17 protein-coding genes are annotated in these 23,281 nt (G+C 73.8%); 7 read left to right on the top strand and 10 right to left on the bottom strand.

Going from position 1 to position 23,281, the window contains the following annotated elements; genetic code table 11:
- Positions 1 to 46: 46 nt before the first annotated feature.
- The 3 genes from ACFVN3_RS03620 to ACFVN3_RS03610 all read right to left on the bottom strand — a co-directional run bounded on the left by ACFVN3_RS03620 (position 47) and on the right by ACFVN3_RS03610 (position 6,622).
- Complete coding sequence (locus tag ACFVN3_RS03620; protein ID WP_378230664.1) at positions 47 to 2,674, bottom strand: discoidin domain-containing protein; 2,628 nt, start codon at positions 2,672 to 2,674, stop codon at positions 47 to 49.
- A 104-nt stretch (positions 2,675 to 2,778) separates the two neighbouring features.
- On the bottom strand, positions 2,779 to 4,098 hold the full coding sequence (locus tag ACFVN3_RS03615; RefSeq protein WP_378230662.1) for a DUF1996 domain-containing protein: 1,320 nt from the start codon (positions 4,096 to 4,098) through the stop codon (positions 2,779 to 2,781).
- 241 nt (positions 4,099 to 4,339) lie between these two features.
- The gene (locus ACFVN3_RS03610) at positions 4,340 to 6,622 is read right to left on the bottom strand and encodes a discoidin domain-containing protein (protein WP_378230660.1); all 2,283 of its coding nucleotides are present in this window, start codon (positions 6,620 to 6,622) and stop codon (positions 4,340 to 4,342) included.
- Between the two features lie 322 nt (positions 6,623 to 6,944).
- On the opposite strand from ACFVN3_RS03610, the gene ACFVN3_RS03605 reads away from it, so the two are divergent.
- From ACFVN3_RS03605 to ACFVN3_RS03580, 6 genes are all read left to right on the top strand, one after another.
- Complete coding sequence (locus tag ACFVN3_RS03605; protein ID WP_378230658.1) at positions 6,945 to 7,991, top strand: LacI family DNA-binding transcriptional regulator; 1,047 nt, start codon at positions 6,945 to 6,947, stop codon at positions 7,989 to 7,991.
- A gap of 31 nt (positions 7,992 to 8,022) precedes the next feature.
- The gene (locus ACFVN3_RS03600; protein WP_378230656.1) at positions 8,023 to 9,072 is read left to right on the top strand and encodes an aldo/keto reductase; all 1,050 of its coding nucleotides are present in this window, start codon (positions 8,023 to 8,025) and stop codon (positions 9,070 to 9,072) included.
- Positions 9,073 to 9,381: 309 nt separating this feature from the next.
- Positions 9,382 to 10,299: a Rho termination factor N-terminal domain-containing protein gene (locus tag ACFVN3_RS03595; protein WP_378230654.1), complete on the top strand. Its 918-nt coding sequence runs from the start codon at positions 9,382 to 9,384 to the stop codon at positions 10,297 to 10,299.
- Entirely contained in the window at positions 10,296 to 10,496 is a 201-nt protein-coding gene (locus tag ACFVN3_RS03590) for a hypothetical protein (RefSeq protein ID WP_378230652.1), read from the top strand. Before ACFVN3_RS03595 ends, ACFVN3_RS03590 begins: the two co-directional genes overlap by 4 nt.
- Positions 10,483 to 10,713, top strand: coding sequence for a hypothetical protein (locus ACFVN3_RS03585; RefSeq protein ID WP_378230650.1), 231 nt, complete (start codon positions 10,483 to 10,485; stop codon positions 10,711 to 10,713). Before ACFVN3_RS03590 ends, ACFVN3_RS03585 begins: the two co-directional genes overlap by 14 nt.
- Before the next feature lie 9 nt (positions 10,714 to 10,722).
- Complete coding sequence (locus ACFVN3_RS03580; protein ID WP_378230648.1) at positions 10,723 to 11,004, top strand: hypothetical protein; 282 nt, start codon at positions 10,723 to 10,725, stop codon at positions 11,002 to 11,004.
- Positions 11,005 to 11,015: 11 nt separating this feature from the next.
- On the opposite strand, the gene ACFVN3_RS03575 is transcribed toward ACFVN3_RS03580, so the two are convergent.
- The 3 genes from ACFVN3_RS03575 to ACFVN3_RS03565 form a co-directional block, all read right to left on the bottom strand.
- Entirely contained in the window at positions 11,016 to 12,383 is a 1,368-nt protein-coding gene (locus tag ACFVN3_RS03575; protein ID WP_378230646.1) for an RNA polymerase sigma factor, read from the bottom strand.
- Positions 12,384 to 12,405: 22 nt separating this feature from the next.
- Positions 12,406 to 12,843 (bottom strand): YciI family protein, encoded by a 438-nt coding sequence (locus tag ACFVN3_RS03570; RefSeq protein ID WP_378230644.1) that lies wholly within the window; start codon positions 12,841 to 12,843, stop codon positions 12,406 to 12,408.
- A gap of 117 nt (positions 12,844 to 12,960) precedes the next feature.
- The gene (locus tag ACFVN3_RS03565) at positions 12,961 to 13,758 is read right to left on the bottom strand and encodes an ABC transporter ATP-binding protein (protein ID WP_378230641.1); all 798 of its coding nucleotides are present in this window, start codon (positions 13,756 to 13,758) and stop codon (positions 12,961 to 12,963) included.
- 251 nt (positions 13,759 to 14,009) lie between these two features.
- Between ACFVN3_RS03565 and ACFVN3_RS03560 the strand changes: the two genes are divergently transcribed.
- Complete coding sequence (locus ACFVN3_RS03560) at positions 14,010 to 16,292, top strand: SpoIIE family protein phosphatase (RefSeq protein WP_378230639.1); 2,283 nt, start codon at positions 14,010 to 14,012, stop codon at positions 16,290 to 16,292.
- Positions 16,293 to 16,337: 45 nt separating this feature from the next.
- On the opposite strand, the gene ACFVN3_RS03555 is transcribed toward ACFVN3_RS03560, so the two are convergent.
- The 4 genes from ACFVN3_RS03555 to ACFVN3_RS03540 all read right to left on the bottom strand — a co-directional run bounded on the left by ACFVN3_RS03555 (position 16,338) and on the right by ACFVN3_RS03540 (position 23,260).
- Positions 16,338 to 16,811: an ATP-binding protein gene (locus ACFVN3_RS03555; protein WP_156532764.1), complete on the bottom strand. Its 474-nt coding sequence runs from the start codon at positions 16,809 to 16,811 to the stop codon at positions 16,338 to 16,340.
- On the bottom strand, positions 16,808 to 17,140 hold the full coding sequence (locus ACFVN3_RS03550; RefSeq protein WP_378230637.1) for an STAS domain-containing protein: 333 nt from the start codon (positions 17,138 to 17,140) through the stop codon (positions 16,808 to 16,810). The genes ACFVN3_RS03555 and ACFVN3_RS03550 overlap by 4 nt, the downstream gene beginning before the upstream one ends.
- A gap of 204 nt (positions 17,141 to 17,344) precedes the next feature.
- On the bottom strand, positions 17,345 to 20,944 hold the full coding sequence (locus ACFVN3_RS03545) for an RICIN domain-containing protein (protein ID WP_378230634.1): 3,600 nt from the start codon (positions 20,942 to 20,944) through the stop codon (positions 17,345 to 17,347).
- 171 nt (positions 20,945 to 21,115) lie between these two features.
- Complete coding sequence (locus tag ACFVN3_RS03540) at positions 21,116 to 23,260, bottom strand: beta-galactosidase (RefSeq protein WP_378230632.1); 2,145 nt, start codon at positions 23,258 to 23,260, stop codon at positions 21,116 to 21,118.
- Positions 23,261 to 23,281 lie beyond the last annotated feature (21 nt).

The raw sequence follows: 23,281 nt of genomic DNA, 5'->3' as shown, positions 1-23,281 counted from the left end.
CCCCTGCACCGGGTCGACGGCGACGTCACCGCGTGCCTCGGACGGCCTACGGGTAGCTGACGACCTTCGCCGGGACGGTCTCGACGCCGCTGGCGCGGGGGCCGACGCCGTTGATGACGTGCTCGTAGGTGCCCACCCCGCCGAGCGAGACGGTCAGGAGCGAGTGCATCTTGACGCCCGGGGTGATCGGGACCTCGAACCCGTTGTCGGAGACGATCGACGCGTCGGACGTGAACACGCAGTAGGAGCCCAGGCCCCAGGCCTCGTGGTTGCGCACGTGGTCCGCGACCTTGTACGCGGCCCACCCGCGGATGCCGTCGTGGTTCCACGCGGCCTGGTTCGGCGGGTCGTACGGGAGCTCGTTCTGGTAGAAGATCGTGCGCCCCCGCTCGCCGTTCCACAGGGTGTTGTACTTCTGGTAGTGCTCGACGAAGAGGCCGTAGCCGTCGACGTCGTCGCCGTTGACCACGAGGCCGTAGTCGGCCGTGTTGACGTCCCAGCCGATGCCCTCGCCGTGGTCGCCCCGCCAGGACCAGATGTGGTCGACGATCGTGTCGTCCGCGTTGATGACGATCGCGCTGTCCACCTTGCCCGCGTGCGCGCCGCCGACGCGCACGAACACGTCGTGGATCGAGACCGGGTCGTCGGCGTGGTCCGCGCTCGAGCCGTCCGTGCCCACGGTGAGCATGCTCGGGGACTCGGCCGCCCCGGCGTCGAACAGGACGCTCGCGACCCGGACGCCGTCGACGTCGCCGACCTGGAGCGCCGTCTGCCCCGCGGTGGGCACGATGGTCGCGTACCCGAGGCCGAGCACGACCGTGTCCGCGCGGTTCACCTCGATCGTCTCGTCCAGCTGGTAGACGCCCGGGGTGAGCAGGAGGTGGAGGTCCTGGTCGAGCGCGGCGTTGATGTGCTCGGCGGTGTCGCCCGGGTGCGCGACGTAGAAGTCGTCGAGCGGGATCGACGTGCCGGGCGTGGAGCCGTTCTTCCACGTCGCGCCGCGCGTGCCCTCGCGCAGCGACGGGACGAAGACGGCGTAGTCGTCGCCGTCGAGGTAGAGGTACGGCTTCTCGCGGATCGTGCCCGTGGTGTCGAGCGTGGTGACCGCGGGCTCGGGGAACGTCGTCGGCGGGGCGTTCTCGGTGCCGGAGAACACCATGTTCCACAGCGTGCCGTCCCAGCCGCCCGTGAGCGTCGAGTCGCGCGTGTACCACTGCTGCTGGGTGTAGCCCCGCACCTGGCCGTCGACGATGGAGTCGGCAGTGAAGCCGCCCGACGCCCACCCGTAGCGCGACGAGTGCAGCATGAGGTTGCCCTTGACATGGATGCGACGCATGGGCGCGGCCTGGGAGACGGCCCAGCGCATGTCGCCGCCGGTCGGCGTGACGGCGAGGTTCTCGATCGAGCGCCAGAAGTTCTGCGTCGCGTTCCCCTCGAACCACTCCGCGTCGGCCCAGACGCCGCCCGTGATGTTCACGTCGTCGGGGTTCCGGCCGAGGCCGTTGACCGCGGTGTTGAAGCCGACGTTGACGTGCACCGGGTACGTGCCGGGCTCGAAGAGGAACTGGTCGCGGCGCAGGCCGAACTGGCTCTCCTCCTGCGCCGCGTACGCGGCGTCGACGGCGGCCTGGATGTCGGCCACCGGGGTGCTGGGGCCGAACACGTGCACGTTCGGCCCGAGGTCCCCGCCGCCCTCGATCGGCTCGCCCGTGCCGGGGTTCGGCGTCCCGTCGCCCGTGGTCAGCACGCGCAGCTCCCAGATCGAGTAGCCCCAGCCGGTACCGCGCTCGGTGCCGACGAGCCGGACGTAGCGACCGGACCCGGTGACGTCGAGCGCCTGCTTGCCGCCCGTCCCGGCGGTCACCGTGCGCAGCGTGCGCCAGAGGTCGCCGTCGTCGGAGGTCTCGACCCGGAAGCCCTTGCCGTAGGCGCCCTCCCAGTCGATCTCGATCCCGCAGACCGGCTGGATCGACCCGAGGTCCACCTGGAGCCACTGCGCGTCGGAGAACTCGCTGCTCCAGCGCGTGTCGGCCTTGCCGTCCACCGCGAGGCCCGCGGCGTATGCGCCCTCGGCGGACGACGCCGTCGTCGCCTTCCCGAGCGCGGCGTTCGTCGTGCAGTCGGCGCCGGGCTCGCCCGGACCGCCCGGGTCGACGGTCCCGCCGTCGGTCCCGGGCGTGCCGAACACCTGGAGCTCCCACAGCGAGTAGCCGTAGCCGGTGCCGCGCTCGGTGCCGAGCAGACGCACGTAGCGCCCGGTCCCGGACACGGGCAGCGTCTGCTGCCCGCCCGTGCCGTCGGTGACGGTCCGCAGCGTGCGCCAGGTCGTGCCGTCGTCGGACGCCTCGATGCGGAAGCCCTTGCCGTAGGCGCCCTCCCAGCTCAGGGCGACGGACGACAGCGTGGAGATCTGGCCGAGGTCGACCTGGAGCCACTGGCCCTCGGCGAACTCGCTGCCCCAGCGGGTGTTCAGGTCGCCGTCGACCGCCCGCGCGGCGGCGTAGTCGCCCTGCACGCTCGATGCTCTCGCGGGCTTGCCCTGGGAGAGGTTGACGGGTTCCGCCGCGGCCGCGACGGGCGCTGCGGCCGCCACGAGCGGGGCCGCGACGCACGCCGCGGTCAGCCCCGCGGCGAGGGAGGCCAGGCGGAGCCTGGCCGTGGGTCGGAGATGCATGGTCCTGCCTTCTTCGGGTCGGGGGGCCGTGCCACGGGCACGACCGTGCCCCGGACGCGGCGCCGTCGTGCTCGACGACGCCGCGCCCGTCGGGCGGTGGGGTGTCAGCCGACGAGCTGGTAGTTCTCGTCGAGGACGGTGCCGCGGTGCGGCTTGTAGAGGTCGTAACCGCGCGGGTTGCACTGGAGACCGCCGTTGATGCAGTGCTCCACGAGGCGCTCGAGCACCTCGGGCTCCCAGCCGTTGATGAAGTCGTAGTGCCACGACTGGTCGGAGCCGCTCACGAGCCGCACGTCGGACATGTCACCGCTCACCGGCCACGCGATCTTGAACTCGATCATCGGGACCGCGATCGGGTGCGTCATGGGGCACTGCCCGTCCACGGGGTACGCCATGTGCGCGCCGTGGCCCATGTGCGCGGACGCGTCGGGGGACAGGTGCATGCCGTCCCAGCAGCTCGGGGCCTGGTAGCGGATGTTGAGCTGCGTGCCCTCGGGGCAGTGGGCCGGGATGTCCCAGCTCTTCGAGATGTCGCCGCACTCCCAGCCCTCGACGGCGCCCGGCGCGGTCCGGAACTCGTCGTACGTCGCCATCATGTCGCCCGCGACGAACCGCAGACCCGGCGGGAAGGGCTTGACCTTGGTGTAGTCGTCGATCCCCGACTTGTAGTAGATCGTCATGGGGATGTCGGGCTCGATCGGGACGCCGTTCTTCTCGATCGCCGGGAACCAGTACGACGAGTGGTCCTGCGGGACCGTGCAGGTCGAGTCGGTGTTCTCGAACAGGTCCTCCGGGACCGTGAACGCGTCCGTCACGCGGTTGCCGACGAACGTGTGCAGGTGCGACCTCCCGGGCTGACCCGGGAAGACGATCGGGTCGTCGGGCAGGAAGTGCGAGAACGAGCAGTTGGCCTGGAACTCGTGGTGCGTGACCTCGTCGTCCCACTCCGGCGGGTCCTCGGGGTCCGGCGCGTCGCCGTCGCCGAACACCTGGAGCTCGTACAGCGAGTAGCCGTACTGGGTGCCGCGCTCCGTCCCGACGACCTGGACGTAGCGGCCCGTCGCGTCGACGTCGAACGACTGCACGCCGCCCGTCCCGTCGGCGACGGTCGCGACGGTCGTCCAGGACTGGCCGTCCTGCGACACCTGGACGGTGAAGTCCTTGCCGTACGCCGCCTCCCAGTCGAGGACGACGCGGCCGAGGTCGTGCGCCTCGCCGAGGTCGACGCGGAGCCACTGGTCGTCGCTCGGCTGGCTCGCCCAGCGGGTGGCCCGGTCTCCGTCGACCGCGAACCGGGGCCCCAGGCCGCCGGACTCGGAGCTCGACGCCGCCGTGAGCGCACCCTGGGAGAGCAGGGTGTCCGGCGCGGCGGCGGCGCTCGTCGTGACGACGACCGAGGTCGACGCGACGAGGACGCCGGTCATCGTCGCGGCAATCCGGCGTCGGCCCGTCCCGGCGCGGCGTCTGCCGTGCCGGGGAGGCGATAGCGTGGTGGTGCGTGTCGTGCCGTGCATGCTTCCTCCTTCGAGGTCGTCGCGCGCTGCGGAGCCTCTCGGGCAGGAGCGCGCGACGCTGCGCGGATGATGGGCACGCCCGGCGTCTGTCACCGGGCGCCGTGCCGGGTGGGGGCGGTTGCCGCCGCCCCCACCCGGACGTCTGTGGGTGTCAGCGCTGGTAGACGCCGAGCTCGAACAGCGAGTAGCCCCACGCGGTGCCGCGGGCGTCGAGCTTGAGCCGCACGTAGCGGCCGTTGCCCGCGACGTCGAGGCTGTCGACCCCGCCGTCGCCGTCCGTCACCGTGCGGACCGTGGTCCAGGACTGCCCGTCGTTCGACGTCTGGATCTGGTAGGCCTTGCCGAACGCCGACTCCCAGACGAGCTGGACGTGCTGGAACGCCTGGACGGAGCCGAGGTCGACGGTCAGCCACTCGTCGTCGTCCCAGTCGCTCGCCCAGCGCGTGCCCGGGTCGCCGTCGGTCGCCTGGCCGGGAGACCAGTTGCCGTTCCAGGGGTCGAAGCTCGACGCCGTCGTGGTCTTGCCCTGCGCGATGTTCGTCCCGGCGACGGGCGGCGCCACGACGCGGAACGAGCGCGTCTCGACCCCGACGTTCCCCTGGCCGTCCTCGGCCCAGACGTAGAGCTTCCACACGCCGAGCCGCGAGGGCGTGGTGACCGAGAACTTCCCCTGGCCCTTGCTCGTGAGCTCGGTCCAGGCGAGGCCGCCGGCGCCGTCGACGTACTTGCTGTTGAAGAACGCGACGTAGTTGATCGGATCACCGTCAGGGTCGGTCGCGGCGAGGTCGAAGTCCAGCGTGGCGCCGGCCGTCACGGACGTCGAGCCCGGGATCGCCATGCCGGTGATGCGCGGGGCGGTGTTGACGCCCGTGAGGTCGACGCCCCAGGTCTTGGCGATCGCGTGGTAGCCGAGGCGCTTGTTGTTGCCGGGAGTGATGTTGAACCACACGCCGCCGAAGTCGCCCTCGACGCCGTAGTGGAAGAACGTCGCGCCGAGCGCCTTGCCCTCGTGCTCCATGAGGCACTTCCACGACAGCGGGAGCGCGCGGCTCTTCTCGATGTCGGTGGGCTCGTCCGGGACGCCGTTCGCGTCGTCCGGCACCTCCCACTCGCCGGCCGCGCCGCCCTCGGTGAGCACGTACGGCTTGCCGTAGTTCCCGGCCTCCCACGCGCTCGCGATGCTGCACACGTCGCCGTAGGCGTTGATGGAGAGCAGGTCCAGGTCGGGTGCGTGGTCGCGGATGTACGGCCACGCGCCGGTCCACGCGTCGGTGTTCGACGTCGGGTGGTTGGGGTCGATCGCGTGGATCGCGACGCTCACCTCGTTGACGAACGACGCGTAGGCGTTGCGGATCTCCTCGAGGTCGGTGCCGGAGTAGCAGTTCTGCAGACCGAGGATCGCCTCGTTGCCGATGTTCCACATGAGCACGGCCGGGTGGTTCTTGTACTCCTCGACCCAGCGCAGGATGTCTTCCTTGGTGTCGTTCTTGTACGTCGTGTCGGTGCGGTAGTCGATGCAGCCTCCCGACCCCGGGCCGCCGCCCGGCATGAGCCAGAAGCCCGCGATGACGCGGACGTCGTGCTCGGCCGCGGCGTCGAGGATCGCGCGCGAGTCGGCGCCCGTGCCCCAGGTGCGGGTCGTGTTGCCGTTGATGTCGGCGAGGCCCTGCATGCGCGGGCCGGTCTCCTCGGCGCTCGTGCCGCCCCATGTGAACCCGCGCACGGTGTACGGCTGCCCGTCCACCTGGAGGTCCCAGTCGCCGTTCCCGCCGACGACCTTCACCACGCTCGGGCCGGAGTCCTTGACCGGGGCCGTCGGGTGGCCCGGGTGCACGTAGTCGGGGAACGGGTCGGTCGGGTCACCGGGGTCGGTCGGGTCCGTGGGGTCGATCGGACCCGAGCCGCCCGCCTCGCCGAAGACGCGGAACTCGTAGAGCGAGTGGCCGTAGCCGCCGGGGCGCGCGGTCGACAGGACGCGCACGTAGCGGCCCTTCCCGTCCACGTCGAGCACGTCCGTGCCGCCGTCGCCCTGGGTCGTGGAGTAGAGCGTCCGCCACGCCGAGCCGTCGTCGGAGACCTGGACCTGGTACGCGGAGGAGTACGCGCCCTCCCAGACCAGCTCGACCCGGTCGACGCTCGCGTCCTGCTGCAGGTCGACCCGGAGCCACTGGGGGTCGCTCCAGGCGCTGGACCAGCGCGTGCCGAGGTCGCCGTCGACCGCCTTGTCCGCGGCGTACCCGGCCCAGTCGTCCTGGACGGACGACGCGGTGGCGGGCTTGCCCTGGGACAGGAGCACCGGCTCGGCGCTCGCGGTCGTCGCGGGCACGACCAGCGCCGCTCCCGCGAGCGCGCCGGAGGCCAGCGTAGCGAGCGCGGCGCGGGCCGCTCGGCGTCTGCGGGGTCGCCCGGGGGCGGTGGGGGATGTGGTGCGCATCGTGATCGTCTACCTCTCCGTCCGCCCCAGGTCTGCGTCGACCCGGGGCACAGTTCGTCGTCGAGCCGTGCCCTCAGCCGCGGCGCCGCGGCTGAGGTGTGAAGCAGGGAGAGCGCTCTTACCCGAGGCCCGAGTTTTCACCCGCTCACGGGGACTGTCAAGCGCGGTGAGCGCTCGATGTGGTGGGTATAGCGGTATGAATCCGCCTAAAACGGACAGTAATCCTGACAAACTGGTTAGTAACCAAACGTGATCCAGCCGGGCTGCACCCTGACCCCGTGCGCGCCGGGAAAGCGCTCTTACCCCTGCTATCGTCGGTGGCGTGAGCGAGGACGTGCAGCACCGGGCGCCGACGCTCGACGACGTCGCCCGGGTGGCAGGCGTGTCGCGCGCGACGGTCTCGCGCGTCGTCAACGGCAAGCGCAAGGTCGCGCCCGCCGTCCAGGAGGTCGTCCTGGAGGCCGTCGCGACGACCGGCTACGTGCCCAACCGGGCCGCCCGCTCGCTCGTCACGCGGCGCACCGGGACGGTCGCCGTCGTCGTCTCCGGTGCCGAGCCGGCCCCCGACGACGGCCTGCACCTCCCGCGCCTGCTCGCCGACCCGTTCTTCGGCCGGGTCGTGGGGTCGTTCGTGCGGTCCCTGCGTCCGCACGACGTCCACCCGGTGCTCATGCTCGCCGACGGCGACGAGGCGAGACGGCAGGTCGTGTCGTACCTGCGGTTCGGCAACGCCGACGGCGCGCTCCTGGTCTCCACCCACGCCGACGACCCGCTCCCCGAGCAGCTCCTGGCCACGGGCAGGCCCACGGTGCTCTTCGCCCGGCCCCCGCGGCCCCTCCCGGTGAGCTACGTCGACGTCGCGAACGCCGACGGCGCACGGCTCGCCGCGCACCACCTGCTGGACCGCGGCTGCCGGGCGGTGGGCGTCGTCTCGGGGCCTCTCGACGTGCTCGCGGCCCGGGACCGCCTCGACGGCTTCCGCGACGCGATGGCGCGGCGGGGCCACGCGTACGTGCCGAGCGTCGAGGGCAACTTCACGGTCGAGAGCGGCGAGGCCGCGATGCTCGAGCTGCTGCGGACCGCACCGGGTCTCGACGGCGTGTTCGTCTCGAACGACGTCATGGCGCAGGGCGCGGTCCACGCGCTGCGCGAGCAGGGGCGCCGGGTGCCCGACGACGTCGCCGTCGTGGGGTTCGACGACAGCCCCGCCGGCACGCTCACGCGCCCGGCGCTGACCACGGTGCGCCAGCCCGTGGAGGAGATGGCGGCCGAGATGGCGCGCCTCCTGCTGGAGCAGGTCGAGACCGGCGAGCCGCGGGTCACGTCGCGGATCTTCGACCCCGTGCTCGTCGTGCGGGACTCGGCCTAGCTCCCCGGGCGCGGGGAGGCAGAATGGGCACATGCCTCTCGCCCCGCGCTACGTCGCCGCCGACGACCGTTACGACACCATGACCTACCGCCGGACGGGGCGCAGCGGCCTCGACCTGCCCGCGATCTCGCTCGGCCTGTGGCACAACTTCGGCGACGTGAACCCGTTCGAGACGCAGCGCGCCGTCCTGCGCCGGGCCTTCGACCTCGGGATCACCCACTTCGACCTCGCCAACAACTACGGCCCGCCGTACGGCACCGCCGAGGAGAACTTCGGCCGCCACCTCGCCCAGGACCTCGGCGCGTACCGCGACGAGCTCGTCATCTCCTCCAAGGCCGGTTACGACATGTGGCCCGGCCCCTACGGCGACGGCGGCTCGCGCAAGTACCTGCTGTCGTCGCTCGACCAGTCGCTGACGCGCATGGGCCTCGACTACGTCGACGTCTTCTACCACCACCGCCCCGACCCGAGCACGCCGCTCGAGGAGTCCATGCGGGCGCTGCACGACGCCGTCCAGCAGGGCAAGGCGCTCTACGTCGGCGTCTCGAACTACTCGCCGTCCCGCACGCGCGAGGCCGCCGCGATCCTCGCCGACCTCGGCACCCCGCTGCTCATCCACCAGCCCAGCTACTCGATGCTGAACCGCCACGTGGAGGACCCGGCGCACGAGGACCGCTACGACGGCGTCCAGAGCGAGTCGCTGCTCGACGTCGTGGGCGACCTCGGCGTCGGCACGATCGTGTTCTCGCCGCTCCAGCAGGGCCTGCTCACCGACCGCTACCTCTCCGGCTCCGCGCCCGAGGGGTCGCGCGCCGCACGCCCCGACTCCCCGTTCCTGTCCGAGCAGAACCTCGATGAGACCTACCTCGAGCGGGCCCGTGCGCTGAACGAGATCGCCGCCGGCCGCGACCAGACCCTCGCCCAGCTCGCCCTCGCCTGGGTCCTGCGCGACGACCGCGTCACGTCCGCCCTCGTCGGCGCGAGCAGCGTCCGCCAGCTCGAGAACAACGTCGCGGCCCTCTCGGCGCCCCCCCTCACCGCCGACGAGACCGCCGCGATCGAGTCGGTCCTCACGCGGTAGGGGAGCACGGCGCGCGGGTGCGCCGTCCTCCCGCTGCCCTGCACGCACCTCGCACCTCGCACCTCGCGCTCGCTCTCGCGCCCTCGCTCCCGTGCCCGCGCGCTCGGCGCGCGCCCCGGCGTGCGTGCGGACGGGAGGTACCGTGTCCTGGATGCAGGGGGCGTGCAGTGGTCGGTGGTCCCCTCAGCGGTGCATCCGCGCGGGACGGCGCACGCGCCTCCGGCCGCGGCGTCCCTTCGAGCGGCCGCGCAGCGGCCGCCGAGAGGGTGGTCCGCCTGAGCGGGCTCCCGCCGAGGTGAGGAGGAGCCGATGACCAGGTCCAATCCCGTGGTCTGGCTGGGGCGCACGGCGCGACGCGGCCTGACCGACCTGCCGCGCAACATCCTGTGGTTGCTGGACACCGGGGTGGCGACGCCCGCCCGGTCCGCGGGCCACACCGTCCAGACGGCAGGGCAACGCGCCGCGACGACCGTGGCGGACGCCAACCCGTTCACCTCGGGCACGGACCGTCGGACGAGCCGCGTGGACGCGGCGATGGAGCGCGTCAGAGAACTCGAGCTGCGGGCCCACGACGCGGCCCGGGAGGCCAAGGAGCGGGACGACGCCGCCCGCGACGTCGAGGCGGAGGGCGGCCGACGGCTCGAGGCGGCCCGTGACGACGGGGAGCGCGACGTCGCTCAGGTGGTCGCGGACGCCCAGCGCGAGGCCGACCAGTACGTGGCGGCGAAGAGGGCTCGTGCGCAGGAGGACGCGGCTCGCCGCGTCGCCGAGATGCAGGGGCAGGTCCGCAACCGCGTGGAGCAGGCGCAGCAGCAGGCCGAGAAGGCGCGCGCCCGGGCCGAGGAGGCGATCGAGCATGCTCGCCAGGAGATGGCGACGGCGCGCGAGCTGGCGGAAGAGGCTGCCGCGGAGGCCCGACGAGCTGCCGACGAGGCTCGCGCCCGCGCCGAGCGGCTGGCGGGAGAGGCTGAGGAAGAGGCCGAGGCGGCACGACGGAGGGTGGAGGACGCGGACGACCGACGGAAGGCGGCGACCGCGGAGGGCCGCAGGCTCGGGGCCGACGCCGACACCGACCCGCTCGACCTCGACGAGATGACCAAGGAGAAGTTGCTCGCGCTGGGCACGGAGATGGGCCTCGAGCTGACCACGTCGATGCGCAAGCAGGCGATCGTCACGGCGATCCGCAGGCACTCGGCCGAGCACGACCAGAAGGTGGGAGCGTCATGAGCGCGTTGTTCCGGAGGAAGTCGTTCCTCGACCGGGTGAAGGAGTCGCTCGGGCACCAGCAGAAGCGGGCCGGCACCGGTGCGGTGCGGACCGGCCTGATCACGCTCGGGTCGGTGGCGGCGGTCACGGCAGCCAGCGCGGCGGTCTCGGCCGTACGGAGCCGCCAGGGATCGGACGACGGCAATGCTCGGCAGTAAGACCCTGGGCCGGCTGGCCTTCTTCGGGCTGGGGTACCTGCTGGGCACCCGGGCAGGGCGGGAGCGGTACGCCCAGATCGAGGCGGGCGCGAAGGCCGTCGTCGCACAGGTACGGGCTCGCCTCGCCGAGGCGGACGTGACGGCGCCGGCCTCCCGGTCCTCGTCCGCGGCGGACGACGCACCTGACCGGGACCGTGAGATCCGGCTCGGCGACTAGTCGGGCGCCATGGACATCGAGATCCGCCTCCTGGCACGCCTGCTCCGCATCCCGCTGCTCAGGGTCGAGGGGGTCGTCGCGATCCGAGACGACGATGACCTCGGCGAGCTCGGCGGGAGTCGTGCGACGCCTGGGACGTCGGTCGTCGACGCCCCGTCGCGCCGCGCCCTGGCACGGCGGCCCGACCCGGAGTCCGGGGCGCCGCTGGGACGTGACCTTGCGGCTGCCGAGGCGCTCCTCGCCGCGCTGAACGCGCCGGGACGGCACGGAGACGTCCGCTCGCTCGGCTGACCGGACGGGGCCTACGGTCCTGGGTCGACGTCCTGCCTCCGTGCGCCCGCGGTCGAGGACGCGGCGGCGGCCCGCTCCAGCAGGAGCTGGCGCTCGTGGCGGGTCGGCGCGAGGCCGGCGGCGCGTTCGAGGACGTCGGCGGCCTCGACGTGCCGGCCCAGCCGGGTCAGGAGGTCGCCGCGCACGGCGCCGTAGAGGTGGTGGCGCGCGAGGCGCGGGTCGTCCGCGACGGCGTCGAGCACGACGAGCGCGGCCTCGGGACCGTCCGCGTAGCCCACGGCCACGGCGCGGTTGAGCTCGACCACGGGGGAGGGCGCGACCGACGCGAGTGCGTCGTAGAGCGCGACGATCGCCTCCCAGTCGGTGTCCGCCCAGGCCGCGGCCCGTGCGTGGCACGCGGCGATCGCGGCCTGGAGCGAGTAGGGGCCGAGGGCCTTGCCCGCGCGGGTGCCGAGCGCGAGCGCGCGGTCGAGCGCGGCGAGGCCGTGCCGCACGAGGAGCCGGTCCCAGCGCGACCGGTCCTGGTCCTCCAGGAGCACGGGCTCGCCGTCGGGGCCGGTGCGGGCTGCGAACCGCGACGCCTGGAGCTCCATGAGCGCGACGAGCCCGTGCACCTCCGGCTCGCCCGGCAGCAGCCCGGCGAGCACGCGACCGAGCCGCATGGCGTCCTCGGCGAGCTCGCGCCGCACCCATGTGTCGCCGGACGTCGCGGCGTACCCCTCGGTGAAGACGAGGTACACGACCTCGAGCGCCGCGGGGACGCGGGCGGCGAGCTCGTCGGCCTGCGGGACGTCGAACGGGACGTTCGCCTCGGCGAGCGTCCGCTTGGCACGGGAGATGCGCTGCCCGACGGTCGCGGACGGCACGAGGAACGCCCGGGCGATCTCGTCCGTCGTCAGGCCTCCGACGAGGCGCAGCGTGAGCGCGACGCGGGAGTCGCGCGGGAGCACGGGGTGGCACGCGACGAGGACGAGCGCGAGCAGGTCGTCGCCCACGGGGTCGTCGACGATCGCGTCCGGCACCGGGACGGATCCCACGAGGACGGCGCCGCCCTCGCCCGGGTGCGCGATCGTCGTCGTCCGCCCGCCGGACCCCGCACCGGGTGCGGCGAGGTCCGCCGCGAGCCGCGCGTACTTCTCGTCGCGCGTGCGCTCGCGGCGGACCAGGTCGACGGCGCGGCGGCGCGCGACGGTCGTCAGCCACGCGCCCGGGTTGTCCGGGACGCCCTGCTCGGGCCACTGCTCGAGCGCGGCGACGAACGCCTCCTGGGCGACCTCCTCGGCGAGGCCGACGTCCCGCAGGGTCCGGGCCAGGCCCGCGACGAGCCGTGGCGACTCGATGCGCCACACGGCCTCGACGGTGCGGGAGACGTCGGTCATCGTCGTGCCCCGGCCCGTGAGCTCAGGAGCCCTGCTGGGCGCGGATCTGCTCCGCGAGGCGCTCGTCCTTCGCGCGCTGCTCCGGGGTGTACTCGGCGCCGAAGTCCTCGACCTCGAAGATCGGGCGGATCTCGAGCACCTCCTCCAGCCCTGCGCTGGGGTCGCTCGGGCACTTGCGCGCCCACTCGACGGCCTCCTCGAGCGAGGAGACCTGCCAGATCCAGTACCCGGCGACGATCTCCTTGGACTCGGTGAAGGGCCCGTCGACGACCGACGTCTCGCCCCCGCTGAACACGACGCGCGCGGCCTTGGCCGTGGGCTGGAGGCCCTGGCCGTCGAGCATGATGCCCGCCTTGACGAGCTCCTCGTTGTACGCGCCCATCTGGGCGAGCATCTCCTGCGTGGGGGCGATCTTGTCCTCGTCGGCCCCGCTGCCCGTGATCATGACCATGACTCGCATGACGTTCCTCCTCGGTGAGTGCCTCCTCGACCCTAGTGTCGTGAAGGCGCGTTCACCCTGACGTCGTACGGGGACCCCCGGTCTTCGACACGCGTCGCCGACGAGTTTCCCGGATCGTCAGCGGAAGCGCTGGACGGCGAGCGGCGCGGCCTCCGCGAGCCCTCGCACGGCCGGGTGGTCGGCGCCCGGGGCGGTGCCGGCGAAGACGTCGCGCAGCGCCCCGGCGGCGACGAACGTCCCGTCGGCGAGCACGTGGACGGAGGGGCACATCCGCTCGACGAGCTCCAGGTCGTGCGAGACGAGCAGCACCGCGGTGCCGAGCTCGGCGGTCGCGTCGGCGAGGCGCCGCACGACGTCGCCTCGCATCGCCGGGTCGACGGCGGTGAGCGGCTCGTCGAGCAGCAGGGCGCGGGGGCGCGTCGCGAGCGCGACGGCGAGCGCGACCCGCTGCTTCTCCCCGCCCGACAGCGAGTGGATCGTGCGCGGCGCGTACCGGGGCTCGAGCGCGACGTCGCCGAGCAGGTCCGCCACGGATCGTCCGCTGGGGCGACCGGCCTTGCGGGCGTCCTTGAGCGCGGCGGACAGCGTGCGGTCGACGGTCCAGCGCGGGTCGATCCCGATCCCGGCGAGGCCGTCCTGGGAGACGCGGCGGACGTCGGCGGTGAACTGCTTCTTGTCCCGGCGCGACAGCTTGGTGACCGTGCGCCCGGCGTACGTGACGTGACCGGCGGTCGGCCGCACGAGCCCGACGAGCGCGCGCACGACCGTGGACTTCCCGGCGCCCGACTCGCCGACGATCCCGACCGGCGAGGCGCCGGGCACGACGTCGAGGTCGATGCCGTGCACGACGTCGGGCCCTCCGTAGCCGGCCGCGAGGCCGGTGGCGCGCAGGATCGGGGTCGTCGTCGTGCTCATGGGTCACCTTCTGGTTCGTCGGGGCCGGGCGGGCGGTCCGGGGCCCCGCTCGTCCGACGAACGACGCTACCGCGGAGTTCCGTGGTGTCGCTCACGCAGGGTCGCCGGGCAGATCCTGCCTGGACAGAACGGTCGGCCCGAGGCGCCGGGCGCGGTAGCCTGGGGCACTCGACCCGGATCCTCGAGCCCAGGTGGTCCGTCGAACCGCACACGGCAGCTGCCGGAGTGCGGCGACTCGGACGGAGAACCACGTGACCAGGACGGTCGACGAGCCGGAGCTGCTGGCGCCCGGCGAGGCGGTGGACCTCGACAACTGCGCGCGCGAGCCCATCCACGTGCCCGGCATGATCCAACCTCGCGGCGTGCTGCTCGTCGTGCGGGAGCACGACGGCGTGCTGCTCCAGTCGTCGGCGAACGTCGCGCGGCACCTGGGCATCACCGCCGAGGAGCTGGTCGGCCGGCCGCTCGCCGACGCGCTGGGCGCCGACCCGGCACGCCGGGTGCTGGGTCACGCCGCGAACGTCGGCGACCTCGCCACGCGCAACCCGGTCACGCTGACCCTGGACCGCTGGGACGGGGCGCCCCTCGTCGTGGACGCCGTGCTCCACCGGCCCCCGCTGCCCGCGGACGGGCCCGAGACGGAGCCGGTGCTCGTCGTCGAGCTCGAGACCGCGGCGGGCGCGCGCCCGCTGACGTTCCCCAACACGTACCTCGCCGTGCGGCACGCGCTGCGCGACCTCGAGCGTGCCGCGACCCTCGACGAGCTGTACGACGACGCGGCCCGGCACGTGCGCGACCTCACCGGGTTCGACCGCGTGATGATCTACCGCTTCGACGCCGCGTACAACGGCGAGGTCGTCGCCGAGGCGCGCCGCGAGGACCTCAACGCGTTCCTGGGCCTGCACTACCCGGCGTCGGACATCCCGCCGCAGGCCCGCGCGCTGTACGAGAAGAACTGGATCCGGCTCATCGCGGACGTCGACTACGCGCCGCAGCCGATCGTGCCGACGCTGCTGCCGACGACGGGCGCACCGCTCGACCTCACGTACTCCACGCTGCGCAGCGTCTCGCCGATCCACCTGGAGTACCTGCGCAACATGGGCGTGCGCGCGTCGATGTCGATCTCGCTGCTGCGCGAGGGGAGGCTCTGGGGGCTCATCGCGTGCCACCACTACGCCGGCCCGCACGAGCCGCCGTACGAGGTGCGCACGGCCGCGGAGTTCCTCGGGTCGGCGCTGTCCGTCCGGCTCGTCGCGCAGGCCGAGGACGAGCGCGAGGCCGAGGTGCGGCGCGCGGAGGGCGTCCTCGCCCACCTCGCCGCCGACAGCCGCGACGAGAGCGTCCCGATCGGTACCGCGCTCACCCGCTCGGGGTGGCTGCGGCGCCTGGTCCGGGCCGACGGCGCGGTCGTCGTCGCGGAGGGCGGTCTCATCAAGGTCGGCAACGCGCCCGACGAGGACGGGTGCCGCGCGCTCGTGGCGTGGGTGCTGGGCCACGGCGAGGACCTGGTCGCGACCGAGGCGCTGGGTCGCGACGCGCCCGAGGTCGCGGCTCTCGCGCCCGACGTCGCCGGGGTGCTGGGCATCGTGCTCCCCGAGGGCCAGGTCGTCGTGTGGGTGCGCGACGAGGTGCTGCGGCACGTGGACTGGGGCGGCGACCCCTACAACAAGGCGATCGCGCAGCGCGAGGGCGAGACGGTCCGGCTGAGCCCGCGCAAGTCCTTCGAGCGCTGGCGCGAGGTCGTGCGCGGCCACAGCGCGCCGTGGACGTCGGACCAGACCGACGTCGCGACGTCGCTGCGCGGTCATCTCGTCGAGGCGCTCTACGTGCGCGGGCGCAAGGCCGTGCGGGCGACGGAGGAGCTCCAGCGCAGCCTCCTGCCGGCGCTCCTGCCCGACGTCCCGGGCTGGGGCCTCCAGTCCCGCTACGAGTCCGCCGGCACCGGCCTGGTCGGCGGCGACTGGTACGACGCCCTCGTGCTCCCCTCGGGCCGGCTCGCGCTCGTGGTCGGCGACGTCACGGGGCACGGGCTCCAGGCGGCCGCGACGATGGGCCAGCTCGGCACGACCCTGCGCGCGGCGCTCGTGAGCACGGGATCGGCGGTCGAGGCGGTGGCCCTGCTGGGCGAGGTCGCCCGCTGGACGCTGCCGGGCGAGGTCGCGACGCTCGCGGTCGCGCTCCTGGACCCGGTGAGCGGCGACGTCGAGCACGTGTCGGTGGGCCACCCGCCGCTGCTCGTCGTCGGGCCGGACGGCACGACGACGTGGGCCGAGCGCGCGAGCGCCCCTCCGCTGGGGATCGTGGACCGCGTCCCGACCGCGCACGTGCTCCAGGTGCCGCGTGGGGGAGCGCTCGTGCTCTACAGCGACGGGCTCGTCGAGCGGCGCGGCGAGTCGATCCGGGACGGGCTGGGCCGCCTCGCCGGGGCCTTCACGGCGGGACCGGACGTGGACGTCGACGGCATCGTCACCGCGGCGCGCGACCCGCGCTCCGCCGACGACGCGACGCTGCTCCTGGTGCGTCGGGACGCCTGACGCCCGAGGCGGCCGGCCCGGGAGGCGGGCAGGCCGTGGCCCGGGTCAGCCCACGGGGAGCAGGGCGCTGCGCACCGAGGCGCCGGCGCGGAAGACCGGGACGTCGAACCGTGCCCACACGTGCTTCTCGCCCGTGCCGGTCCGGCACCAGCCGACGGCCGTCGACGCCCGCTGCGCGAGCACGAGGCCGAACCCGCCCGCGCCCGGCGAGCGCCGCCCGGCGACCACCGGTGCGTCCGGCGAGTGGTCGACGACGTCGACGACGAGTTCGCGCCCGTCGCTGAGCAGCCGGACGCGCGTGGGCGGCAGGCCGTGGCGCAGGGCGTTGGTGGCGAGCTCGCTCGCGACGAGGACGACGCGCTCCGGCGTCGCCTCGAGCGCGCGGTCCGGCGGGAGCGGGCCGCCGGTGAGCAGGCGGTGCAGGCCCTCGCGCAGCGTCGCGAGGTCGCCCAGGCCGCGCAGCGGCCAGGAGCCGATCTCGACGAAGCCGACGGGGACCGCGGCGTGCTCGACGCTCACGCGCCGCCCTCGTCGGTCGGGTCGTCCGCGAGCTCGAAGAGGTCGACGACCCCGCTGAGCTCCAGCAGGTCGCGGACGCGGCGCGGGACGCGCTCCAGGACGGGGGCTCCCGAGCCCGCGGTCGCGGCGTGGTAGAGCAGCCGCAGGCCGCCCGAGTCCATGAAGGTCACGTCGCCGAGGTCGACGTGGATGCGCTCGTTCGCGGACTGCGCGATCCGCAGCAGCTCGTCCTCGCGCCGGGCCTGGACCGCGGCGTCGATCTCGCCTCGCATGGTCCAGCGCGTGCCGCCGCTCGTCGTCAGGACGTCGCCGCTCGTCGTCGGGGTCACCGTGGTGCGCTCCTCCTCGTCCCGACACCGTGCCGGGCACCCGGGACACGGTACGCGGACCTGCCGACGCTCGCTCTGCGATCCGGCGCGTGGCGCGGAACTCTCGTGGCCGGGCCCGGACCCGGGCGCCGGTCCGCCGGACGGCGACGGGCCCGGACGACGTCGCGGACGACGTCGACCGGGCCCGTGGCGGGTTCGGACGGCTCAGCAGGTGCGCGCGTCGAACGCGACCTCGACGGGCTCGAACCCGTCGACCGTCACGACGGCCGTCCCGCCCGGGACGGACGCCGCGCGCGACGCGAACGACTGGTACGCGCTCGCGCCCGGGGCGACGCCGGTGAACGTCCGCGTGCCGTACGGCGTCGCGAGCGTCACGTCGAGCGGCGCGTCGCCGTCGTTCGTGGCGCGGACCGCGACGTAGACCTTGCCGGCCAGGCACCGCGTCTCCGCGACGGCCGTCACCGGCGCCGCACCGGCGTCAGCCGTCCAGCGCAGGTCGTACGCCTGCTCCGTCCCGTCCTCCGCGGTGACGCGCACCGTCGTCGTCCCCGGCACGGCGTCGGCGGCCTCGACCGCGACGGTCGCGTACGGGTCGTGCGCGACCGCCTCGACGGCGGGCACCGTGCCCGTGACGGGCACGTCGTACGCCGTCACCGCGGGGTCGAACCCGGCGAGCGGCGTGCCGTCCACCGTGATGCCCGACGCCGTGGCATCGGTCCCCGTGCCCGGCACCTTGGCGAGGACCTCGATCTCGGAGACCACCATGTGCGTGTTCGCCCGCGCCGTGAGGACGACGCGCACGGACGACGTCCGCACGTCCGCGGGGACCTCGATCGCGGGCGCCGGGCCGTCGGGCGAGGCGTCCACCGTGACGGGCGCGCCGACGTCGGTCCACGTGCCGCCGACGAGCGCCTGGAGCCGGACGGACTGCGCCCAGCTCGCGCTCGACCCGTCCTTCCAGAACCGCGTCACGACGCCCGTGACGTCCCGGTCGGCCGGGAGCGTGACGGTGAGCGTGTCGGACGTCCGCTTGGTGCCGGAAACCCAGTTCGACCACGCCTTGTCCGTGAGGTTGCCGTTGACGACGCCCCCGACGGAGTACCCCGGCTCGGTGAACGTCGCGCTCGCCGTCGTGCCCGCGGCGAGCGCGCCGTTGGCGGACGCGGCCTCGGTCACCTGGACGCGCACGGTGGCCGGGAGCGTGGCACCCGCTCCGGCGTCGGCCGTGCCCGTGAGCGAGACGACCCCGACGGCGTCGTACGCGCCCGCGGGGGCGTCGTCCCAGACCACGGGGCGCTGCACCTCGGCGCCGCCGGCCGCGACCGCCGTGACGGTCGTCGGGAGAGCGGGCGTGCCGCCCGCGTACGCCTTGGCGCGCGCCGGGAGGGTCGACGTGAGCTCGTCGACGACGACGGTCGCCGTCGCGGCGACCTCGCCACCGGTCGGGGTCGCCACCGTGCCCGCGACCTCGACGGTGCCGGGCTCGGCCCACGCGTCGTCACCCGGGAGCTCCCAGGTCACGGGGAGCGCGCCGCGCGCCCCGTCGCGGTAGACGGGCGTGACGGTCGCGGGGAGCTCGGGCGCGGTGCCCGGCGTCGTGAACACCTCGACCGGCTCGGTGCCCAGGACCGTCTCGTCGACGATCCGCCAGCGCTGGTTCACGCCGGAGTTCGCGAGGTACGTGCCCACGGGGGACCCGTCGGCCGTCGCCTGGCCGCCGACCTCGAGGAGGGTCTTCGAGGACGCGTTGACGAGCGTGAAGGTGCCGTCGCCGGTCGTCGAGAGGATCCACTGCGCGGCGAGCGGGGTGTCGGCGACGTCGGCCGGGGCGTCCTGGAGGACGGCGGAGGTGTCGGCCGCGACGGCGAGCTGGCGGCCCGTCGCCGCGTTCGTCACGGCGTAGCGCGTGCGGTGCGTGCCGGAGCCCTCGGAGGCGCCGAGCGCCGTGAGCTCCCACGCCTGCTCCGCGACCAGCGCGTCGGTACGGATCACGACGCCCGTGCCCGACGCCGACGGCGCGAGCGAGCGGTTCGCCTGGACGCCGTCGAGGCGGTACGCGTGGCCGTCCTGGACGAGCGCCGCGTCGTCCGCGACACCCGAGACGCCGTCGACGACGAACGTCGTCACGGACTCGGGCGGCACGACGAGCGTCGCGCTCGGACCGTTCTCGTCCGTCGTGACGGCCACCGGCTCGCCCTCGACGAGGTAGCCGGCCGTGCTCGTGACCACGGGGGTGACGGTCGCATCGGACCCGACCGCACCGAACTTCGACAGGTCGAGCGTCACGGCGCGCTCGGCCTTCGTGGCATTCACGTGCACGACCGTCGCGGACCCGCCGTCGGCGGACACCGCGGCCGTGCTGTTGCTGTCGTCCGAGCGGATCAGCGAGTCGCCCGGCTCGATGTAGTGCGTGAAGTTCTGGGTCGCCCAGTACTTCGTGTTCGTGTAGATCGGGCACGTCTCGAGCGTGTCCTCGGCCGTGCAGTCGAACGGGATCTGGATCTCGCCCCAGTTCATGCCGTTCGCGCTCTCGCCGCCGGGTGCCATGTTGGCGTAGTCCTCGACCGGCTGCCAGAACACCCACGCGCTCGGCTCGAGCTCGCGCAGGTCGTCGACGATGTGCTGCGCGCTGCCCAGGCCGGACTCCATGGTCTCGAAGTCCTGGCCGGTCGAGCTCCAGTTGCCGCCGACCTCGCTCATCCACAGCGGCTTGTCCTCGCCCTTGGCGATGTCGCGGACCGTCGTGCGCTGGCCCGTGCCGTACGTGTGGACGTTGAGCTGCGACACCTGGTCGCGGACGGACTGCGGGTACGCGTTCCAGTTCGTCGCGAACGTGCCGGGGTTCGTCTCGTCCATCGCCGAGATCACGGCGTCGGTCGAGGAGCCCTCGAGCGCCGCGGCGAGCGCCGGGACGACCTTCGCCTGGAGCGCCGGACCCATGTGGGCGCCCTCCTGGCGGCCCCCGGTCGGGTTGCCGTCGCTGCCGAGCTGGGTGCCCCAGTAGTTGGTGTTGGGCTCGTTGAACGGGTCGATCGTGTCGACCTCGATGCCGTGCGCGTCCTCGAGGCGCTCGGTCACGCCGACCAGGTAGGCCGCGAAGTCGTCGATGCTCTCCGTCTTGAGCTGGTCCGCGGTCGAGCTGAAGCCGCCGGAGACGTACCCGCTCACGGTCATGAACCAGGGCGGGGAGTTGCTGAAGGTCTCCCAGTGCGTGACGTCGTCCTTGATGCGGTCGACCCACCAGCGCTGCGTCGCGTCGGCGTCCGCGTCCCAGTGGTCCGGGTTCTCGGGGTCCCACCAGTCGACGTCGGTGCGCGTCGTGCCCTCGGGCGCCTTCCACCAGCCGTCGACGGCACCGCCGGCGCGCAGGTAGTCCGGCACGTCGGGCGCGTTGCCGCCGCCGACGTTGTAGCGCGCGATGTTGAGGTTGAGGCCCTCGTCGCCGAACACCATGTCCGCGAGCCGGTCGCGGATCTCGTCCGGGTAGCCTCCCGTGGCGTTGGCGAACCACACGAGGCTCGTGCCCCAGCCCTCGAACGGCGCGCCCGCGTACGACGGGTCGGGCGTCACGGTGACGCCCGCGACGTCGGCCGCGGCCGCCGTCGTGCCCGCCGCGGAGACCGCGCCGAAGGGCGAGGCCTGCGCGGGCAGGGCCGCGAGCGCGCAGCCCGCGACGAGCGCCCCGGCGCCGAGGCCCGCCACGACGCGGGCCCCCGTCCGGCGGGCGGCCGGGCCGCCCGGGCTCGTGCGGCGAGGACCGGGTGGTCCACCCCGCGTGGTCGTGTCGGTGTCGGTCGGGCTCATCCCTGAGCCACCTCCTTCGCGTCGCTGCGAACCGGCGGGGTGCACCGGGTGCGGGTCGTTCCCGCGGGGTCTGTCTGCCGAGGTGGAGGCGCGGTCTCGCGAGGTAGAGGCCTGGTCATGACCACGCCTCTACCTCGGCCTACCCGGCCTCTACCTCGTGGTACCGGGGCTCTACCTCGGCGAGGTCGGCTCGGCCGGGCGGCGGACGACGGCGACGCCGCGCGGCTCGAGCAGGAGCGCGCCGTCCGCCGTGCCGGACGGCGCGAGGCGACGGCCGGAGAGGACCTCGCCCGCGACGTCGGGCACCTCGACCGGGCGGGCGGTGCGGTTGACGAGGAACCAGAAGTCGTCGGTCCCGTCGGTGCGCACCGCGAGCTCGACGTCGCCGCGGACGAGGGCGGGCAGCTCGCTGCGCACGCCCGCGTCGTCGAGCAGGCGGGAGAGCACCGGGACGAGGCCGAGGCGGCCGAACCGCGTGGAGACGTACGCCGCGGAGCCGGAGTTCTCGCCCGACCGGACCGTGCGGCGCGTCACCGCGGCGCGCCCGGACTGCTCGCCGGTCTTGTACCAGCCCAGCACCTCGACGTCCGGGTCGACGACGTCGACCGGCTCGGTCCACAGCGTCCCCTCGAGCTGCTCGCCTGCGAGCTCGACGGTCGCGCTCTCGCCGTCCAGCAGCGGGGCGAACTCCTCGACGCGGATGCCGAGCAGGTCGCGGAGCGCGCCCGGGTAGCCGCCGAGCCACGCGTGGTCGTCCTGGTCGACGACGCCCGAGAAGTACGTCGTCACGAGGTGGCCGCCGCCCTCGACGAACGCCGTGAGGCGGTCCCGCAGGTCCGCGGGGACGACGTGCAGGACGGGCGCCACGACGACGTCGTACCCGGTGAGGTCCGTCGCCGTCGGCACCACGTCCGCCCGCACGCCGAGCGCGAGGAACGCCGAGTACCAGTCGAGCGCCTCCTGCCGGTACCGCAGCCGGTCCGTCGGGTGGGAGTCGAGCTCGCTCGTCCACCACGAGTCCCAGTCGAAGACGATCGCGGCGCGCGCCGGCTTCTGCTCGCTGCCCGCGACGGGCGCGAGGTCGCGCAGCGTCGCGCCGAGCGCGACGACGTCGCGGAAGAGCCGCGAGCGCTCGCCCGCGTGCGGGAGCATGCCCGAGTGGTACTTCTCGGCGCCTGCCGCGGACTGTCGCCACTGGAAGTAGCAGACCGCGTCGGCGCCGTGCGCGACGTGCGTGAGCGAGTCGCGCGCGAGCTCGCCCGGCTTCTTCGCGACGTTGACGGGCTGCCAGTTCACCGCGCTCGTCGAGTGCTCCATGAGGAACCACGGCCGGTGCCGGGCGATGCCGCCCGTGAGGTTCGCGGAGAACGACAGCTCGTCGAGCGCCTGCGGCCCGGGGAGCACGTAGTGGTCGTTGGAGACGAAGTCGAGCTCGTCCGCCCAGGCGGCGTAGTCCATGCCCTTCGTCTCGCCCATGACCATGAAGTTCGTCGTCACGGGGACGTCCGGCGTGAGGCGGCGCAGGATCTCGGCCTCCGCGCGCAGGTACTGCCGCAGCGCGTCGGAGGAGAAGCGCTTGAAGTCGAGCTGCTGCGTCGGGTTCGGGTGCGACGCCGCGAGGCGCGGCGGCAGGATCTGCTCCCACGTGCTGTACCGCTGCGACCAGAACGCGGTGCCCCACGCGTCGTTCAGCGCGTCGAGGGTCGTGTAGCGGTCGCGCAGCCACGCGCGGAAGGCCGCGGCGGCGTCGTCGGAGAAGTCGTCGACGTTGTGGCAGCCCAGCTCGTTGGAGACGTGCCAGGCGACGAGCGCCGGGTGGTCCCCGTACCGCTCGGCCATGCGCTCCACGAGGTGCAGCGCGTGCGACCGGAAGATCGGCGACGTCGGGCGCCACTGCTGGCGCGCACCGGGCCACAGCGTCTCGCCCGAGCGGGTCTGCGGCAGGATCTCCGGGTGCTTCGTCGTGAGCCACGGCGGCGGCGACGCCGTCGCCGTCGCGAGGTCGACGGTGATGCCGTTCGCGTGGAGCAGGTCCATGATCTCGTCGAGCCACGCGAAGTCCCACGTGTGCTCCGTCGGCTGGATCCTCGCCCACGAGAAGATCGCGAGCGAGACCACCGTCACGCCCGCCTCGCGCATGAGACGCACGTCCTCGTCCCAGACCTCGCGCGGCCACTGGTCCGGGTTGTAGTCCGCGCCGTAGGACAGGCCGGACGGCGCGTAGGCGTCGGCCGTGGCGGCGGGTGACGCCGTCGTGCCCGGCGGCGTGTGCGGCCCGGGACGGCGCAGCCAGCGGAACGGGGTGGGGGTGGACATGCAGGCTCCTCATGTGCTCGC

The sequence above is a fragment of the Cellulosimicrobium sp. NPDC057862 genome, from assembly GCF_042797035.1.
Lineage (GTDB): Bacteria > Actinomycetota > Actinomycetes > Actinomycetales > Cellulomonadaceae > Cellulosimicrobium.
This window is presented reverse-complemented; position numbering and strand designations above follow the sequence as displayed.

Bases quoted from the DNA above. Each gene is read 5' to 3' on its own strand.
- ACFVN3_RS03620 (WP_378230664.1), bottom strand. From the start codon at position 2,674: ATGCATCTCCGACCCACGGCCAGGCTCCGCCTGGCCTCCCTCGCCGCG.
- ACFVN3_RS03615 (WP_378230662.1), bottom strand. From the start codon at position 4,098: ATGACCGGCGTCCTCGTCGCGTCGACCTCGGTCGTCGTCACGACGAGC.
- ACFVN3_RS03610 (WP_378230660.1), bottom strand. From the start codon at position 6,622: ATGCGCACCACATCCCCCACCGCCCCCGGGCGACCCCGCAGACGCCGA.
- ACFVN3_RS03600 (WP_378230656.1), top strand. From the start codon at position 8,023: ATGCCTCTCGCCCCGCGCTACGTCGCCGCCGACGACCGTTACGACACC.
- ACFVN3_RS03595 (WP_378230654.1), top strand. From the start codon at position 9,382: ATGACCAGGTCCAATCCCGTGGTCTGGCTGGGGCGCACGGCGCGACGC.
- ACFVN3_RS03590 (WP_378230652.1), top strand. From the start codon at position 10,296: ATGAGCGCGTTGTTCCGGAGGAAGTCGTTCCTCGACCGGGTGAAGGAG.
- ACFVN3_RS03585 (WP_378230650.1), top strand. From the start codon at position 10,483: ATGCTCGGCAGTAAGACCCTGGGCCGGCTGGCCTTCTTCGGGCTGGGG.
- ACFVN3_RS03580 (WP_378230648.1), top strand. From the start codon at position 10,723: ATGGACATCGAGATCCGCCTCCTGGCACGCCTGCTCCGCATCCCGCTG.
- ACFVN3_RS03575 (WP_378230646.1), bottom strand. From the start codon at position 12,383: ATGACCGACGTCTCCCGCACCGTCGAGGCCGTGTGGCGCATCGAGTCG.
- ACFVN3_RS03570 (WP_378230644.1), bottom strand. From the start codon at position 12,843: ATGCGAGTCATGGTCATGATCACGGGCAGCGGGGCCGACGAGGACAAG.
- ACFVN3_RS03565 (WP_378230641.1), bottom strand. From the start codon at position 13,758: ATGAGCACGACGACGACCCCGATCCTGCGCGCCACCGGCCTCGCGGCC.
- ACFVN3_RS03545 (WP_378230634.1), bottom strand. From the start codon at position 20,944: ATGAGCCCGACCGACACCGACACGACCACGCGGGGTGGACCACCCGGT.
- ACFVN3_RS03540 (WP_378230632.1), bottom strand. From the start codon at position 23,260: ATGTCCACCCCCACCCCGTTCCGCTGGCTGCGCCGTCCCGGGCCGCAC.